This window comes from Microbacterium sp. NPDC059771 (assembly GCF_042732495.1).
In the GTDB taxonomy this organism is placed as follows: domain Bacteria; phylum Actinomycetota; class Actinomycetes; order Actinomycetales; family Microbacteriaceae; genus Microbacterium; species Microbacterium sufflavum.
Map to the genome: position 1 here is coordinate 415603 of NZ_JBHWHK010000002.1, position 15823 is coordinate 431425.

16 protein-coding genes are annotated in these 15823 nt (G+C 72.8%); 10 read left to right on the forward strand and 6 right to left on the reverse strand.

Annotation, left to right across the window (positions count from 1 at the left end):
• Position 1 precedes the first annotated feature (1 nt).
• Complete coding sequence (locus ACFV3I_RS15815) at positions 2 to 1444, forward strand: aldehyde dehydrogenase family protein (protein ID WP_378823578.1); 1443 nt, start codon at positions 2 to 4, stop codon at positions 1442 to 1444.
• A gap of 14 nt (positions 1445 to 1458) precedes the next feature.
• Entirely contained in the window at positions 1459 to 2181 is a 723-nt protein-coding gene (locus ACFV3I_RS15820; protein ID WP_136036287.1) for a FadR/GntR family transcriptional regulator, read from the forward strand.
• 6 nt (positions 2182 to 2187) lie between these two features.
• Here the strand turns inward: ACFV3I_RS15820 and ACFV3I_RS15825 are convergent, their stop codons facing one another.
• Complete coding sequence (locus ACFV3I_RS15825) at positions 2188 to 3255, reverse strand: low specificity L-threonine aldolase (RefSeq protein WP_136033116.1); 1068 nt, start codon at positions 3253 to 3255, stop codon at positions 2188 to 2190.
• Between the two features lie 61 nt (positions 3256 to 3316).
• On the opposite strand from ACFV3I_RS15825, the gene ACFV3I_RS15830 reads away from it, so the two are divergent.
• Positions 3317 to 4786 (forward strand): MFS transporter, encoded by a 1470-nt coding sequence (locus tag ACFV3I_RS15830; RefSeq protein ID WP_378823580.1) that lies wholly within the window; start codon positions 3317 to 3319, stop codon positions 4784 to 4786.
• 179 nt (positions 4787 to 4965) lie between these two features.
• Here the strand turns inward: ACFV3I_RS15830 and ACFV3I_RS15835 are convergent, their stop codons facing one another.
• Both ACFV3I_RS15835 and ACFV3I_RS15840 read right to left on the reverse strand, forming a co-directional pair.
• A complete protein-coding gene (locus ACFV3I_RS15835) occupies positions 4966 to 5625 on the reverse strand; it encodes an SDR family NAD(P)-dependent oxidoreductase (RefSeq protein WP_378823581.1) in 660 nt (219 codons plus the stop codon).
• A gap of 105 nt (positions 5626 to 5730) precedes the next feature.
• A complete protein-coding gene (locus ACFV3I_RS15840; protein ID WP_136028651.1) occupies positions 5731 to 7170 on the reverse strand; it encodes a DUF6421 family protein in 1440 nt (479 codons plus the stop codon).
• Positions 7171 to 7242: 72 nt separating this feature from the next.
• Between ACFV3I_RS15840 and ACFV3I_RS15845 the strand changes: the two genes are divergently transcribed.
• On the forward strand, positions 7243 to 7701 hold the full coding sequence (locus tag ACFV3I_RS15845; protein WP_136037198.1) for an Lrp/AsnC family transcriptional regulator: 459 nt from the start codon (positions 7243 to 7245) through the stop codon (positions 7699 to 7701).
• A gap of 90 nt (positions 7702 to 7791) precedes the next feature.
• Here the strand turns inward: ACFV3I_RS15845 and ACFV3I_RS15850 are convergent, their stop codons facing one another.
• Positions 7792 to 8817, reverse strand: coding sequence for a DUF5937 family protein (locus tag ACFV3I_RS15850; protein WP_378823583.1), 1026 nt, complete (start codon positions 8815 to 8817; stop codon positions 7792 to 7794).
• A gap of 45 nt (positions 8818 to 8862) precedes the next feature.
• Between ACFV3I_RS15850 and ACFV3I_RS15855 the strand changes: the two genes are divergently transcribed.
• Genes ACFV3I_RS15855 through ACFV3I_RS15865 form a run of 3 tightly spaced genes read left to right on the forward strand, consistent with a single transcriptional unit; the run spans position 8863 to position 10531 of the window.
• Positions 8863 to 9225, forward strand: a complete 363-nt coding sequence (locus ACFV3I_RS15855) for a cupin domain-containing protein (RefSeq protein WP_378823584.1) — start codon at positions 8863 to 8865, stop codon at positions 9223 to 9225.
• A 12-nt stretch (positions 9226 to 9237) separates the two neighbouring features.
• Positions 9238 to 9528, forward strand: coding sequence for a DUF4287 domain-containing protein (locus ACFV3I_RS15860; protein WP_136028654.1), 291 nt, complete (start codon positions 9238 to 9240; stop codon positions 9526 to 9528).
• Positions 9529 to 9562: 34 nt separating this feature from the next.
• On the forward strand, positions 9563 to 10531 hold the full coding sequence (locus ACFV3I_RS15865; protein WP_136037196.1) for a 1,4-dihydroxy-2-naphthoate polyprenyltransferase: 969 nt from the start codon (positions 9563 to 9565) through the stop codon (positions 10529 to 10531).
• A gap of 88 nt (positions 10532 to 10619) precedes the next feature.
• Here the strand turns inward: ACFV3I_RS15865 and ACFV3I_RS15870 are convergent, their stop codons facing one another.
• Together ACFV3I_RS15870 and ACFV3I_RS15875 are read right to left on the reverse strand one after the other, a co-directional pair.
• Positions 10620 to 10916 carry a DUF4229 domain-containing protein gene (locus ACFV3I_RS15870; RefSeq protein WP_136028656.1) on the reverse strand — a complete coding sequence of 99 codons (297 nt, stop codon included), beginning with the start codon at positions 10914 to 10916 and terminating at the stop codon, positions 10620 to 10622.
• Between the two features lie 44 nt (positions 10917 to 10960).
• The gene (locus ACFV3I_RS15875; RefSeq protein WP_136028657.1) at positions 10961 to 11860 is read right to left on the reverse strand and encodes a hypothetical protein; all 900 of its coding nucleotides are present in this window, start codon (positions 11858 to 11860) and stop codon (positions 10961 to 10963) included.
• 375 nt (positions 11861 to 12235) lie between these two features.
• On the opposite strand from ACFV3I_RS15875, the gene ACFV3I_RS15880 reads away from it, so the two are divergent.
• Genes ACFV3I_RS15880 through ACFV3I_RS15890 form a run of 3 tightly spaced genes read left to right on the forward strand, consistent with a single transcriptional unit; the run spans position 12236 to position 15755 of the window.
• On the forward strand, positions 12236 to 13216 hold the full coding sequence (locus tag ACFV3I_RS15880; protein ID WP_378823587.1) for a glycosyltransferase family 2 protein: 981 nt from the start codon (positions 12236 to 12238) through the stop codon (positions 13214 to 13216).
• Entirely contained in the window at positions 13213 to 14580 is a 1368-nt protein-coding gene (locus tag ACFV3I_RS15885) for a polysialyltransferase family glycosyltransferase (protein WP_378823589.1), read from the forward strand. The genes ACFV3I_RS15880 and ACFV3I_RS15885 overlap by 4 nt, the downstream gene beginning before the upstream one ends.
• Positions 14581 to 14585: 5 nt before the next feature.
• Entirely contained in the window at positions 14586 to 15755 is a 1170-nt protein-coding gene (locus tag ACFV3I_RS15890; protein ID WP_378823592.1) for a cytidylyltransferase domain-containing protein, read from the forward strand.
• The last annotated feature ends 68 nt before the right edge of the window (positions 15756 to 15823 follow it).

Here is a 15823-nt window from a genome sequence, read left to right on the forward strand (position 1 = left end):
GATGACCTTCCCCGCCCTGCGCACCTGGATCGGCGGCGTCGCCGAGGAGAGTCCGGAGGCCGACGGCTCCTGGCTGCACGACCCGAACACCGGCGAGGCCCTCGTGCCCACCGCCTCCAGCTCCCTGGAGCAGGTCGACCGGGCCGTCTCCGCCGCCCGTCGGGCGCACGACGATGGCCGCTGGCGCGGACTCGCCCCCGAGGAGCGCGCGGTCCGGCTGGGGGCGCTGGCCGCGTGGCTGGACGACCGTGCCGAGGAGATCGCCCGCCTCGACGCGCTCAACAGCGGGGTGCCGCTCGCGGTGACACGGCTCTTCGGCGGAGCCAACGGTGCGACCCTGCGAGACGCCGCCCGCCGAGCCGTCGTCCGCGGGGACGTCGCGGAGCTCCCCGCCGAGCAGGGCGGCGTGCGGCTGCACCGTGTGCCGTGGGGACCGACCGCGCTCATCCTGCCGTGGAACGCGCCGAGCGCGATGGCCGTGAAGAAGACCGCGTTCGCGCTCGCCGCCGGAGCGACCGTGGTGCTCAAGCCCTCGTCGTTCTCGCCGTGGAGTGCGCAGCTGCTGCTGGAGGGTGTGCACGAGGCGGGCATCCCCGACGGTGTCGTCGGACTCGTGCAGGGCGGCGGCGGCGTCGGCCGTGCCCTGGTCGCCGACGAGCGCATCGCCGCGATCTCGATGACCGGCTCCACGCCGACCGGCCGCGCCATCGCCGCCGCGGCCGCGCCCCGGTTCGCCCGGCTGCAGCTGGAGCTCGGCTCGAACAACGCCGCGATCGTGCGGGCCGACGCCGACCTGGAGCAGGCGGCGGAGGCGCTCGCCGACGGCGTCCTGAAGCTGTCGGGGCAGTGGTGCGAGGCTCCGCGTCGTGTGCTGGTCGACCGCGCCCGGCGCGACGAGCTGGCCCGTCTGCTCATCGCGGCGTTCGCCCGCCGGACCATCGGATCCAGCCTCGACGACGCGACCGAGGTCGGCCCGGTGGCCTTCGCCGCCCGGCGGGACGAGCTCGACGACCAGCGGGACCGGCTGGCGGCCGCCGGCGCCGAGCTGCTGCGCGTGTCCGCGGTGCCGGAACGGGGATGGTTCTTCGCCCCCACGGTGGCGGTGCTCGACGGCCCGGGGCTCGCGGACGAGGTGTTCGGGCCGATGCTGCTCGTGGGCGGCTACGACGACGAGGACGAGGCCGTGCGCCTGGCGAACACCGGCCAGGTCGGGCTCGCCGGTTACGTGTTCGGGGCGGATCAGGAGGGGGCCGCGGCGCTGGGCACCCGCCTGGTCGCGGGCGAGGTGAAGGTCAACGGCACGAGTGTGCTCGACATGTCGCCGGCCTCCGCGCAGAGCTTCTTCGGCGCGAGCGGCCTGGGCGGGCACGGCGACGACGATGTGCTTGACTTCTTCACGGGGAAGCAGGTCGTCGGCACGGACCGCGCCGGTCTTCCCCTCTGACCGGAGGAGTGGCCATGGGCGAGCGTGACGACGCGCCGCACGACTTCTCCCGCGCCGTGCTGCACCCCGTGTCGGGCTATCAGGCCGTGGCGGGGTTCCTGCGCCGGGAGATGGCGCTCGGCCGCATCCGCCCCGGCGACCGCCTGCCTCCGGAGCGGCGTCTGGCGGAGCAGCTCGGCGTCTCGCGCGAGACGCTGCGGCAGGCGCTGCGCATCCTGGAGGGGAGCGGCCAGATCGTCATCACCCGGGGAGCGTCCGGCGGGGCGATCGTCCAGGACGCGGCGCTGGATCCGCGGCTCATCCGCGACGAGGTGCGCACGCGCTCGGCCGAGATCGGCGAGCTCACCGAGTTCCGCGAGATCGTCGAGTCCGGTGGGGCGGCGCTCGCGGCGGCGCGACGCAGCACGGCGGATCTGGAGGCGATGGCCCTCGCCCAGAGCGAGCTGGCGGGGGCGGCCACCAAGGCCGAGTCCCGCATCGCCGATACGCACTTCCATCTCGCGCTCGCCGCGGCGTCGGGCAACACGTTCGTGCGCGACGCGGTGGAAGAGGCGCGCGTGCGGATGTTCGAGCCCGTCGACCTGATGAGCTTCGACTTCGTGAAGGAGTCCAGCTGGCACGCCCACGAGCGCATCCTCGATGCCGTGCGGCGGGGCGACGCCGACGCGGCCGATGCGGCGATGCGCGCGCACCTGCGCACCACGCGCGAGGAGTTCACGCGCGTGGTCGACGACTGAGACCGCTCAGGCGGTGGTGAGGCGTCCGAGCGCGTCGACGAAGGCGTCCACGTCGGACTCCTCGGTGTCGAAGCCGCACATCCACCGCACCTCGCGCCGGGCCGCGTCCCAGTCGTAGAAGCGGAACACGTCGCGCAGCCGGTCGGCAACGCCCTCGGGCAGCGTCGCGAAGACGCCGTTGGCCTGGGTGGGCTGGGTGAACTCGACACCGGCGACGGAACCGTCGGCGAGCCCCGCCTCGATGCGGGAGCGGAGCCGGGCGGCCATGGCGTTCGCGTGCCGGGCGTTGCGCAGCCACAGGTCGCCCTCGAGCAGCGCGATCAGCTGCGCCGAGACGAAGCGCATCTTCGACGACAGCTGCATGTTGAACTTGCGGGCGTAGGGCAGCCCGTCGGCGGCGGCGGGGTTCAGCACCACGATGGCCTCACCGAGCATGGCCCCGTTCTTCGTGCCGCCGAACGTCAGCACGTCCACGCCGACGTCGCGCGTGAAGGCGCGCAGCGGGAGGTCGAGTGCGGCGGCCGCGTTGGACAGCCGGGCGCCGTCGAGGTGCAGCTTCATGCCCCGCTCGTGCGCGTGGTCGGCGATCGTGCGGATCTCGTCGGCCGTGTAGAGGGTGCCGAGCTCGGTGGACTGCGTGATCGACACGACCAGCGGCTGCGCGCGGTGCTCGTCGCCCCAGCCCCACGCCTCGCGGTCGATGAGCTCGGTGGTGAGCTTGCCGTCGTCGGTGGGCACGGTGAGCAGCTTGAAGCCGCCGATCTTCTCGGGCGCGCCACCCTCGTCGACGTTGATGTGCGCGGTCGATGCGGCGATCACGGCACCCCAGCGCGGCAGCATCGACTGCAGGCCGGTGACGTTCGCGCCGGTCCCGTTGAACACCGGGAACGCCTGGACGCCCTCGCCGAAGTGCTGCTGGAAGACCTCCTGCAGGCGGGCGGTGTAGGCGTCTTCGCCGTACGCCACCTGGTGGCCACCGTTCGCGGCGGCGATCGCGGCGAGGACCTCGGGGTGGATGCCGGAGTAGTTGTCGCTGGCAAAGCCCCGCAGAGCGGGGTCATGGGGGATGCTCACCGGTCAAGCCTAATCGCGGTTCCCCTACCGGATGTCCGAGCCCCGCCCTACCCTCGAACCCATGGAGCGCACCGCGGCGAAGACGGCCTTCGCGAACGTCCTCGTCAACACGTTGATCGCCAACGTGACGACGAGCTTCCTCTGGTTCGCCCTCACGTTCTGGGTGTACATCGAGACGCGGTCGGTGCTGGCCACCGGGATCATCGGCGGCGCCTACATGCTGTTCGTCGCGTTCTTCGCGATGTTCTTCGGCACGATCGTCGACCGGCACCGCAAGCACCGGGTCATGCTGCTGTCGAGCGTCATCTCGGCGGTGGCGTTCCTGATCGCGGGCGTGCTCTACGTGTGGCAGCCCGAGGCGGCGCTGCTCGACCTGGGCGGCCCGTGGTTCTGGCTGTTCTCGGGCATCATCCTGTTCGGCGGCGTGATCGAGCAGCTGCGCAACATCGCGCTGTCCACCACGGTGACACTGCTGGTGCCCGAGGAGAAGCGGGCCAACGCGAACGGCCTGGTGGGCACGGTGCAGGGCATCGCGTTCCTGGTCACGAGCGTGTTCTCCGGCCTGTCGATCGGGTTCCTCGGCATGGGGTGGACGCTGGGGATCGCGATCGTGGCGATGGCGCTCACCTTCGCGCACCTGCTGTTCATCCGCATCCCGGAGTCCGAGCCGGAGGTCGACCCCGAGGCGAAGAGCGCGGTCGACTTCCGCGGCAGCGTGCAGGCCATCCGGCAGGCGCCCGGGCTGTTCGCCCTCATCGTGTTCTCCACGTTCAACAACCTCATCGGCGGCGTCTACATGGCGCTCATGGACCCGTACGGTCTCACGCTGTTCGATGCGCAGATGTGGGGCTTCGCGCTCGCGTTCTCCTCCACCGGCTTCCTCATCGGCGGCGGGCTGGTCGCGAAGTTCGGCCTCGGCAAGAAACCGGTGCGCACGATGCTGCTCGTGGTGATCGCGATGGGGCTCCTCGGCGCGATCTTCATGCTGCGCGAGTGGTGGCCGCTGTACGTGCTGGGCATGTGGGTGTACATGGCGCTGGTCCCTCCGGTCGAGGCCGCCGAGCAGACGGTCATCCAGAAGGTCGTGCCGTTCACGCGACAGGGGCGGGTGTTCGGCACGGCGGCGGCGATGGAGGCCGCGGCCGCCCCGATCACGGCCTTCCTCATCGCGCCGATCGCGGAGTACGTCGTGATCCCGTACATGGACACCGCCGAGGGGCAGCGGCAGTGGGAGTGGCTGCTCGGCGAGGGCGAGGCGCGCGGCATCGCCCTCATCTGCCTGTTCGCCGGACTGATCATGGTCGTCGCGGCGACGCTGGCGTTCTTCACGCGGTCGTACCGTCACCTCACCGAGCTGTACGCGACGGCGCCGGATCAGGCGCCCGACGCGACGGACGAGGGCACCGACCCCGCGTCGCGCGATCCTTTCGGTGGGCGGCAGAAGACGGGCGACGCGCGCGACGGCCGCGCGCAGGGCCATCACCCCGATGCGCCCCCGGTCGTCCGCGGCATCCCTCCCGAGTCCCGCTGACCCGCACGGACGCAGCCCCGCCCGCAGCCCGCCCGCCCGCAGCCCGCCCGTCCGCCGTCCGCAGCCCGCCGTCCGCAGCCCGCCCGTCCGCAGCCCGCGCGTCCGCAGCCCGCGCGTCCGCAGCCCGCGCGTCCGCAGCCCGCCCGTCCGTCGCCCGTAGTCCGCGCGACGTCGGAGGCTCAGTCCAGGTCGATGATCCGGTCGTTGAGCTCGGCCGCGTCGTCTTCCCACAACGCCGCGACCCGGGCGGCGAGGGCGGCGGGGTCGAGCGCCTTCGCGCGGAACACCACCGCGGCGGCGCGCAGCGGCTCGCCGGCGTCCCGCGCGGCCTTCGCGTATCCGTGCGCCACCGCGCGCGTCCACGCCTCGCTCGCCGCCTTCACCGCCGCGTAGTTCGCGCCACCGGCGAGGGGGCGCGCGACCGCCGTCGACGACACGACCGCGAACCGCCCGGCCGTCGAGGCGCGCAGGGCCGCATCGAACGCCCGGCTGGTGGCTCGCACGGCCTCGAGCGCCGGGAGCAGCGCGTCGAAGTCCTCGTCGCTCTGTCCCGCGAGACCTCCGCCGCCGCGCCAGCCGCCCACCAGGGGCACCACGGCATCGACGGGTCCGAGCTGCTCCGCGAGCGTGGTCATCTCCGCGAGGGAGGTCGCATCGGCCACCCGGGTCTCGGCTCCCGCGTCGGCGAGAGGGGTGAGGTGCTCGGCCGAGCGGCCGGTCGCGACCACCCGCGCGCCGGCGTCGTGCAGGGCCCGGGTGACGGCGAGTCCCGCGGCGCTGGTGGCCCCGGCCAGGATCACGGTGCGTCCGCGCGGTCCGTGCGGCGTGGTGTCGGTCATGCGATCACTCTCCTCCTGCCGAGAAGGCCTCTGCGGCCGGACCCGGATTCGGGTCTCCGGCCGCAGAGGCTGTGCGCCCCAGCGTCACAACGGTGGCGGTGCGGATCAGTCGTCCGTGCCGCGGATGCCGACCGTCGATTCGATGACGGGCTTCATCTTCTTGTCGAGCGTCTCGAAGAACATCGACAGGGGGAACTCGTCGTCCATCACCGCGTCGGTGTAGCCCTTCGGGGCGCCGGCGAGGATCTCGTCCGAGAGTCCGCGTGCCCACTGCGAGGCGGGGTGCGGGGTGAGCGTGCCGCGCACGAGGTCGTAGGCGGCGAGCCAGTGCGCGACCTTCGGACGGTCGATCGAGTGCCAGTACAGGTCGTCGATCGCATCGCCCAGCGCCACGACCGCGTCGGGCACGCTGTCCCAGTCGAACGCCAGGGCCGTGTCGGTCCAGTGCAGCACGCCGCGCTGATGCAGCCACGCGAACAGCAGCTGGCCGCCCACCGCGTCGTAGTTGCGGACGCGGGTGCCGGTGATCGCGAAGCGGAAGATGCGGTCGAAGATCACGGCGTACTGCACCAGGTGCGCGTACTCGTGCATCTCGCGCTCGGTCTCGGTGAGCTCCTCGCCCGCCGCCACGCGGGCGTCGAGGGCGCGCTCGATCTTGACCGACTCGCGGAACGCGGTCATGTCGCAGCGCATCTCCTCCAGCGAATAGAGGAAGAACGGCATCCGCTGCTTGATCATGAACGGGTCGAACGGCAGGTCGCCGCGCATGTGCGTGCGGTCGTGGATGATGTCCCACATCACGAACGTCTTCTCGGCCATCTCCTGGTCGTCGAGCATCGCGGCGGCGCGCTCCGGCAGCTCCAGGTTCGTGATCCCGGCGGCGGCGCGCACGACCCGGCGGTAGCGGGCGGCCTCGCGGTCCTGGAAGATGGCGCCCCACGTGAACGTCGGGATCTCGCGCATGGCGACCGTCTCGGGGAACAGCACGGCCGAGTTGGTGTCGTAGCCCGGGGTGAAGTCGACGAGTCGCAGCGAGACGAACAACTTGTTGCCGTAGTCGCCGGCCTCGAGCGCGGCGATGAACTCGGGCCAGATGGTCTCGACGATCAGCGCCTCGACCAGGCGGTCGCTGGAGCCGTTCTGCGTGTACATCGGGAAGACCACGAGGTGGCGGATGCCGTCGATGCGGTGCTGCTGCGGCTGGAAGGCCACGAGCGAGTCGAGGAAGTCCGGCACGCCGAAGTCCTCCGACGCCCAGCGCTCGAAGTCGGCGACGGACGCGGCGAGGTAGTCGGCATCGTGCGGGAAGGCGGGGGCGAGGGCCTGGATGCTCGCGGTGATCGCGCCGACGAGCGCGCGGGCGTCGTCGTGGTGCGCGGCCTCGGGGATGGAGCCGTCCTTGATCTGCAGCTCGCGCAGCGCGATGGCGGCCGACTTCAGCTGGGTCCAGGCGGCGGACTGCTCCGCGGTCGACGCGTCCTCGACGACCTCGGGTTCGCCGACGATGGCCTGGACAGCGGAACTGTTGGCGGAAACGAGGGACATCGGAACCTCCGATCGCAGTGTTTAACGGAAAGATTCCGGCGAATACGGAATCCTGACGATAATCTTACAGCTATGGATGATTCTGTCGACCGCGCGATCCTGGCCGCGATCTCCCGTGACGGCCGCGCCACGCTGTCCCAGCTGTCCGAGGCCGTCGGCCTCTCGGTCTCCGCCGTGCAGTCCCGCCTGCGCCGCCTGGAGACGCGCGGGGTGATCTCCGGCTACCGAGCGATCCTCGATCCGGAGCAGGTGGGCACTCCTCTGTCGGCGTTCATCGAGATCACCCCGCTCGACCCCGCCCAGCCCGACAACGCGCCGGAGCTGCTCGAGCACCTGGGCGCGATCGAGGCCTGCCACTCCATCGCGGGAGAGGCGAGCTACATGCTGTTCGTCCGCGTTCCGACCCCCCGCGACCTGGAGCAGCTCGTGCGCGACGTCCGGCTCGCCGCCAACGTGAGCACCCGCACGACGGTGGTGCTGCAGACCTACTACGAGCACCGCCCGATCATCCCGGTCGGCGCCGGGGAGTAGTCCACCGCCGCAGCGCGCACCGTCGGCCGGCATCCGCGTCGCGTCGCCGCGGTCTGCGCCGTCGAACGACCGCGCGCTGACCCGCCCGCGTCAGAGCGCCGCGCCGACCACGGCCTCGCCGAGCGGGGTGCGCAGGTGCAGCATGCGGCTGCCGCGGCGCTCGCTCGCGATCAGCCCCGACTCCCGCAGCACGGTCAGGTGGTGCGACGCCGTCGACACCGCGATCCCGGCCTCCGCGGCGACCTGCGACGTGGTGCGCTCGGCGCCCGCCCGCAGCAGGATGCCGGCGCGGGCCGGGCCGAGCAGGGCACCCAGGGCCGACTCGACCTCGGTGGTGTCGCGCGCCCACCCGGCCGTGACCCCGCGGGCCGGATAGAAGAGGGTCGGCTGCGCGGGCGGCTCGGTGAGCACCATGCAGCCCCACGACGACATCACGGAGGGCACGAGCACCAGTCCGCTGCCGCGGCAGTCGACCCGCTCGCTGTGCCGCCGCAGCGACACCCGCACGGCGCCGTCGCCCCACGACACCTGCCGATGCAGGTCGCTCGCCATCCCCGCGATGCCCGACGTGGCGATCGCGCGTGCCCGCACCGCGATGTCCGCGCGCAGGAGCCGTTCGAGCTGCGGCCAGACCGGGTCCAGCGCCACCTCCCACAGCTCCGACCAGGCGTCGGCGATCCGCGCCCTGGCCCGCGCCGGATCGTCCCGCATGTCCCGCAGCGCCTCGCGTCGACGGCCGGCGGAGCGCTGCACCATCTTTCCGAGGTCCACGCGCATGGGCTCCAGCGCGGTCGTGCGGAGCGCCGCGAGCTCCGCCTCCGGGGTGAGGTCCCACCGCGGGGTCGTGGTGAGGAAGTCGGGAAGGTAGCCGTCGTCGCCGATCACCGCGGCGAGCAGCGCGAAGCCGTCGCGCGGCAGCCGTTCGCGCACGACGCGCAGCCACCCCCACTGGAGCGGATGCGCCGCCGGGCGGAGGAGAGCGCGGACGGCGTGGGCCAGCTCGTGGCCGGGGGAGACACCGAAGCGCACCGCCTCCATGTCACCGGGACTCAGGTGGAACTCGACCCGGTGGTCAGGATGCTCCCGCCCCTCGATGGGTGCCGTGTTTCGATCCACATCGAAACACTAGGGGCCCGCGGGTGCGCTGTCGAGACTGGGCACATGACCACCACACCCGCTCCCTCGTCGCTCGTCCGCGACGCCGACCTCCGCATGGGCACCGGCCGCAGCCGCCGGTTCGTCGGGGCCGAGCACGGCGCCGACGTCTCCTATTTCTTCGTCGAGAATCAGCCGGGTGAGGGTCCAGGGCTGCACTGGCACCCGTACTCGGAGACCTGGGTGGTGCTCGTGGGGACCGTCCGCCTCCGCGTCGGCGACCGGATCCTCCTCGCCGGACCGGGCGACACCGCCACGGTCGCCGCCTTCACGCCGCACGGCTTCACGAACGCGGGGGAGGGGCTGCTGCGCATCCTGTGCATCCACGCCTCCGCCACCATCGTCCAGACCTTCCTCGACAACGACTGATCAGGAGAACCCATGTCCTTCCAGGCTTACCTCGACAAGGTCGAGACCCAGACCGGGCTCACGCCCCGCCAGTTCATCGAGCTCGCCCGCGCCCAGGGCTTCGACGAGGGCACGAAGTCCACGGTCGTGCTCACGTGGCTCAAGCAGGAGTACGGCCTCGGCCACGGTCACGCGCAGGCCATGACCCACGTCATCCTCAAGGGACCGAAGATCAGCGACAAGCACGTCGGCACGGGAGGCTCCCACAGCGATGCGTCCGACACCCTGTGGCTCGACGGCAAGGACAGCAACCCGCACCGCTGAGGGTCCCCGCGCCGCGCCGACTAGGATTTCGAGCGTGGCAGCATCCTCCCGGCGCAAGAAGAAGAGCGGCACCCGAACCCGACCGCACACCAGCGGAAACCCGGCCAAGCGGCCCGCGGTCGAGGCCGGTCCGGTCACCGTCTCCGACTGGATCGGCGCCGCGCGACTGCGCACCCTGCCGCTGGCGGTCGCGCCGGTCGTGATCGGCACGGGCGCCGCGCGCAGCACGGGGCCGGAGTTCCACTGGGTCATCGCCCTCGCCTGCCTCGCGGTCGCGGTGCTGCTGCAGATCGGCGTGAACTTCACGAACGACTACAGCGACGGCGTCCGCGGCACCGACGCCCACCGTGTCGGTCCGGCGCGGCTGACGGCCTCCGGGCGGGTGAAGCCGCGCACCGTGCTGATCATCGGGCTCGTGTTCTTCGCGCTCGCCGCGGCGGTCGGCCTCGCGATCGTGGTGCGCACGGAGCAGTGGTGGATGCTGGCCGTCGGCGCCGCGTGCATCGTCGCCGCGTGGTTCTACACGGGCGGCAAGCGACCCTACGGCTACTACGGCCTGGGCGAGGTGTTCGTCTTCGTGTTCTTCGGGCTCGTGGCGACGCTCGGCACCACGTGGGTGCAGATCTTCGCGCTCCCGCAGCAGGCGTGGCTCGGGGCGATCGCGGCCGGCCTGTTCGCGTGCGCGGTGCTGCTGGCGAACAACCTCCGCGACATCGAGCAGGACCGCGCCGTCGGCAAGCGCACGCTCACGGTGCTGATCGGGCGGCGGGCGACCCAGGTGCTGTTCACCCTGTTCGTCCTCGCGCCGTTCGGGATCGCGGTGTTCCTGGCGCTGCTGTTCCCGATCGCGTGGATCGCGCTGCTCGCGCTGCTGGCGGGGCTGCCCGCCGTGCTGATCGTCTGGACGTACCGTCAGCCGCGGGAGCTGGTGACGGCGCTGGCCCTGACCTCACTCACGTCGCTGCTCTACGCGGGCGCGCTGTTCTGGGCGTTCGTCGGCTGATCTCGGCGTTCGTCAGCTGATCTCGGCGTCCGTCGTGATCCGGGCGTCCGTCGCGATCTCCGCGTCCGTCGGCTGACCGCGGGAGCGCTCAGTCGCGGCGGGTCTCGTCGGGGGCGGCGTCGATCGCCTCGTCCTCCGCATCGGCATCGGCCTGCTGACCCGACACGCGGCCCTCGCGCCGCTCGTGCAGACGCGCCGAGGCGTCGGACAGCGGCGTGCGCAGGAACAGCATCGAGATGCTCGCCCCGATGAGGGCGGCGAAGATGGCGGCGAGCCACCAGAACTCGCGGAAGATCGGGAAGAAGAACCACAGGATCGCCAGCGGGACGAGGAATGCCAGCAGGCGCAGCACGGTGTAGACGAGGAGGGGGGCGGGCTTCTTCACTCCCTCAGTCTACGTTCGCCCGCCGATGTGCCAGCCGCCGCCGCTCACCCGGGGAGGTCGAGCGCGGAGAAGGGGATGCCGCGGACGACGCGTCGCCACGGGTGCTCGCCGAGCGTCCAGAGCACCCCCGCCTCGGGGTCGAGGGCGAGGTCTTCGCACCCGGCGGGCAGTGGGACGGGGTGTCGCCGCCAGGAACCGTCGCGATCGGTCCACAGGGCTCCGGGGTGCAGCAGATCGGACTGCGACACGAAGCGCGTCTCGCCCCAGCGCACGGCGCCCTGCAGGTGCCGGAGGCCGGGCGCGACCCGGTCGCGCTCCACGAAGCGGGGCTGCGCGGCGCTCGGGATGTCGAACTCGCCGACCACGCCGCGGTCGTTCCCGCGGTACTCGCCGATGAGCACACGGGGCAGGGGAGTGCCGTCGGCCGTGAACACCCGCCCGAGGAACGAGCAGCGGAGGTCGACCGGGTGCTGAGCCGTGCGCACGGCGACGAGCACGGTGCTGCGACCTCCGCGGCGGCGGCTCCCGGCCAGGCGGTGGGCGTCGGAGCCGCGCACCCGGCGGAGCCGCGCCAGGTCGAACTCCCAGATCCCCTGGCCCGTGGCCGCCGCGAACAAGCGGTCGTCGAACCACGCGAGGCCGCCGGCGTGGATCGGGGCGGGCTCCAGGCGGCCGTCCTCCCCGGGCACGGCGAGCACCACGTCGAGGTGACGCGACCGGTCGAGGTCGATCATCGTGACCCGGGAGGCGAGGTGGCGGCCCGCCCTGTCCTGACGGAACCAGCTCACCGCGAGCGTGCGTCGTCCGCGCAGCCGGCCCACGTCGATGCCCTGGGGATACCAGCGCTCGGTCCACGTGCGCGCGGACAGCCAGCGCAGGTCGATCCCGGTGCTCCGGCGGCGCCGTCGCACCGGTCGCCAGATCGTTCCGAACGGCCAGAGCATGGGCTCCATGGTCGCGGATGCCGGGTGACCGCGCCAATCGACGCGGCGCCCCGCATCGATTCGGCATCTCGTGGAGAGGTATGTATCATGTTACGTGTTGAGTGTTGATCTTCATGGAGTCGCTCTCGACGCACACCCCTCGGCCCGCTGGTGGGGGCCAGTAAACCGCGGGGTGGGCCGGCACCGCACGGTGTCGGTTTCCCGGGTGCTCGCACCCGGCAGTGCAACGCACTGGGGGTGTGGTTCGTTCGGGTGCGGACCACACCTCAGCGTTGTGCCTGCCGCGCCTCGCGTCACCCGCCGTTCACCGTGACGTCGCCGACCGGACACGCGCGACTGCGACGATCTCCGCACACCGCCCACCCCGGGAGTTCCGTGCGCACGCCCCTCGTCACCGTCATCCTTCCCGCGAAGGACGCCGGACCCTACATCGGGACGACCCTCGAGACCCTCACCCGGCAGTTCGACGACCCGCACGATCTGCAGCTCGTGGCGATCGACGACGGCTCCCGCGACGACACGCGCGCGCTCATGCAGCACTACGCCGACCGGTTCCCGCGCGCCAGGGTGGTGCACAACCCGACGCCGCGCGGCCTGGCGAGCGCCCGCAACCAGGGTCTCGCGCTCGTCGAGGGCGGGACGTTCTGCTTCCTCGACGGCGACGACTGGTTGCAGCCGCGGCGGCTGGCCGTGCTGGCCTCTCGCCTGCGCGCGCTGCGCTGCGACTTCGTCCGCACCGATCACGTGACCGTCACCGGCACCCGCCGCACGCTGGTGCGCGCGCCGTTCCCCTGGCGCGAGACCGTCGCCCCGCCGCGGAGCGCCATCCTGCCCGCCGACGAGCCGACCATGGTCGACTACCCGTACGCCTGGGCCGGGCTGTTCCACCGCCGCCTCCTCGACCGGGGCCTGGCCGGGTTCCCGCCCGGACTGTTCACCGCGGAGGACCGGCCGTGGATCTGGCGGCTGCACCTGGAGGCCTCGTCGTTCGCGGTCGTCGACGCCCCGGCACTGCTCTACCGCCGCGGCGTCGCGGGCTCGCTCACCCAGATCGCCGACCGGCGGCAGCTCGACTTCGCCGAGGCCCTGTCCCAGGTCGTCGCCCTGGCGCAGCGCGACCGCGACGCCGAGCGCTTCCTGCCCAAGGCCGTGTGGACCGCGCTCGCGCTCAGCTCTCACCACCTGGTGCGCTCGCGGCGCATGTCGCCGCCGGTGCGCGCGGAGATGCGGTCGCGCATCCGCGAGCTGCTCCGCGGTCTCCCCGCGCCGGAGGTCGCCGCGGTGGTCGAGCGGCTCGACGCGCCCCGGCGCCGCGTGCTCGCGCGCACACTCCGACGTGCGGGGCACACGCCGTGACGCGGGTCTTCGCGCTGCACAGCGCCTACGGTCTCGCGACCGCCGTCGCCGCGATCGACAGCGGCCTCCTCGATGGGCTGACCGCCGCGCGCCCCGAGCAGGTGCTGGTGCCGTTCACCTCGTCGCGCGTGCCCGAGCTCGCGGTCGGCATCGACGCCGACCCGGCCCTGAGTCGGCTGCGCGCCCGGTTCGACCGCATCGAGCCGCTGGGAGACCTCCTCGGCCCGCTGCACCCCAGCGCGTGGGAGCCCCCGGAGGGCGAACTGCCCGTGCTCGGTCGGCTGATCGCCCGGGCCTGGGGCATCGACCCCCGCGACCTGGAGCTGTGCGTGCAGAGCCCGCAGGTCGCTCCGGCGCGGACGCTGTTCGGGCTGTTCCCCGACGCGCGTCTCACGATCGTGGGCGACGGCCTCATGACGTATGCGCCGATGCGGGTGCGGCTGCCGCACACCGTGACGGCTCGGATCGTCCGTGTGGTCTACGCCGACGTCGTGCCCGGCGTGCGTCCGCTCGTCGCGTCGCCGACCGCCGAGACCGTGCCGGTGCCGCCCGCGGCCTTCGCGGCGGCGCTGCGCGAGACCGCGACGCCGGAGGTGCCGGAGGTGCCGGCGGACCCGGAGCCGGGACCGTCCACCGTGCTGGTGCTCGGGCAGTACCTGTCGGCGCTCGGGCTGCAGACGCCGGCGCAGGAGATCGCGCTGCAGCAGAGCCTGGTCGACCGGGCGGCCGCGTGGGAGCCGGAGCGCATCGTGTTCAAGCCCCATCCGGCGGCGCCGCCCCTGCTCGCCGATGCCGTCCGTGCCAGGGCGCAGTCGCTCGGCATGGCGTTCGAGGAGCACCGCGGCACGTGGCCCGCGGAGCTGGTGGCCGAACGCCTCGATGCGCGGGCCGTGGTCGCGGCGTTCTCCACCGCGCTGCCGACCGTGCACACGGTGTTCGGCCGCGACATCGGTGCCGCCGGGACTGCGGACCTGCTCGGCACGCTCGCTCCGTTCGAGAACAGCAACCGCATCCCGCTCACGATCGTCGACGCCCTCACCCGCACCGACGCCGCGCGCCCGGAGCCGCCCGAGCTGCAGCGCCTCGTCGATGCGGTCGGCTATGCCATGCAGCCGCTCGTCGCCGAGCACCTGCGAGAGCGCGCGGAGAAGTTCCTGCGCGACCTCGACGATGACGAGCGCCGCCGGTACTTCTCGGCGGAGCGCCTCACGCACCTGCGGTTGCCCGGCGCCGCGCCCGCGACCCTGCGACAGCGCCTGCGGCACCCCGCGGGCGGCATCGGGCGGATCGAGGAGTGGCGGCTGACGGCGATCGGGGCACGGCGTCGCGCCGGTCGCGCGTGGCGGGAGATCCGGGGAGGATGACGAGCATGCAGCAGACAGACAAGGGAGCGCCGCGGACGGTGGCGATCATCCCGGCGCGCGGCGGGTCGAAGCAGATCCCGCGCAAGAACCTGGAGCGCGTGGGCGGGGTGCCGCTCGTGGCCAGGGCCGTGCACGCGGCAACGGCCGCCGCGGGCATCGACGCGGTCGTGGTCTCCACCGACGACGACGAGATCGCGGCGGTCGCGGAGGCCGCGGGCGCGCGCATCGTCCGGCGCCCCGCGGAGCTGTCGGGCGACACCGCGTCGTCCGAGGCGGCGATCCTCCACGCGCTCGACGAGCTCGAGCGCCGGGGAGAGTCGTTCGCGGTCGTCGCGTTCGTGCAGGCCACGTCGCCCTTCGTGCCGAGCGTGGAGCTGTCCGCCGCCGTCGAGGCCGTGCGGGAGGGCACGGCCGACAGCGCGTTCGCGGCCGTCGCGACGTACGGCTTCCTGTGGCGCACGGGGCCCGAGGGGGAGGCGGAGGCGCTCAACCACGACGCGAGCCACCGTCCGCGGCGCCAGGACCGTGAGCCGCATCACCTCGAGACCGGGGCGTTCTACGTGTTCCGGGCGGACGGGTTCCGCCGCAGCCGGCACCGCTTCTTCGGCCGCACCCGCATCATCGCGGTGCCCGAGTGGAGCGCGATCGAGATCGACGACGCGGAGCAGCTCGCGGCGGCGCGGGCCCTGGCGGCCCTGCGTGAGACTCCCGCGCGGATCCCGGTGCGTGCGGTGGTCACCGACTTCGACGGCGTCCACACCGACGACACCGCGATCGTCGACGCCGACGGAGGGGAGCGGGTACGGGTGAGCCGGGAGGACGGCATGGGCGTCGCGCTGCTGCGCCGCGCCGGCGTGCCGATGCTGATCCTCTCCACCGAGGTCAACCCGGTCGTGCGGGCGAGGGCCGACAAGCTGCGCGTCCCCGTGCTGCACGGCATCGACGACAAGGAGGACGCGCTGCGGCGGTGGGCGCAGGAGCAGGGCATGCCGCTCGCCGACATCGCGTACCTCGGCAACGACGTGAACGACCTCCCGGCGATGCGCATCGTCGGGTGGCCGGTCGCCGTCGCCGACGCGCATCCCCTCGTGCGGGCCGAGGCCAGGGTCGTGCTGCACCGCCGCGGGGGAGACGGTGCGGTCAGGGAGCTCGTCGAACGCGTGTTGTCGAGCTGACCGCCCCCGGTAACCCTCCGGTCGAGGGCCGTTCACCCGCGGCGCGTACTCAGGAAGGACGGCGGCAA

Excerpts from the sequence above, each read along its gene's own strand:
- ACFV3I_RS15815 (WP_378823578.1), top strand. The coding sequence starts at position 2 with ATGACCTTCCCCGCCCTGCGCACCTGGATCGGCGGCGTCGCCGAGGAG.
- ACFV3I_RS15820 (WP_136036287.1), top strand. The coding sequence starts at position 1,459 with ATGGGCGAGCGTGACGACGCGCCGCACGACTTCTCCCGCGCCGTGCTG.
- ACFV3I_RS15830 (WP_378823580.1), top strand. The coding sequence starts at position 3,317 with ATGGAGCGCACCGCGGCGAAGACGGCCTTCGCGAACGTCCTCGTCAAC.
- ACFV3I_RS15835 (WP_378823581.1), bottom strand. The coding sequence starts at position 5,625 with ATGACCGACACCACGCCGCACGGACCGCGCGGACGCACCGTGATCCTG.
- ACFV3I_RS15840 (WP_136028651.1), bottom strand. The coding sequence starts at position 7,170 with ATGTCCCTCGTTTCCGCCAACAGTTCCGCTGTCCAGGCCATCGTCGGC.
- ACFV3I_RS15845 (WP_136037198.1), top strand. The coding sequence starts at position 7,243 with ATGGATGATTCTGTCGACCGCGCGATCCTGGCCGCGATCTCCCGTGAC.
- ACFV3I_RS15855 (WP_378823584.1), top strand. The coding sequence starts at position 8,863 with ATGACCACCACACCCGCTCCCTCGTCGCTCGTCCGCGACGCCGACCTC.
- ACFV3I_RS15860 (WP_136028654.1), top strand. The coding sequence starts at position 9,238 with ATGTCCTTCCAGGCTTACCTCGACAAGGTCGAGACCCAGACCGGGCTC.
- ACFV3I_RS15875 (WP_136028657.1), bottom strand. The coding sequence starts at position 11,860 with ATGCTCTGGCCGTTCGGAACGATCTGGCGACCGGTGCGACGGCGCCGC.
- ACFV3I_RS15890 (WP_378823592.1), top strand. The coding sequence starts at position 14,586 with ATGCAGCAGACAGACAAGGGAGCGCCGCGGACGGTGGCGATCATCCCG.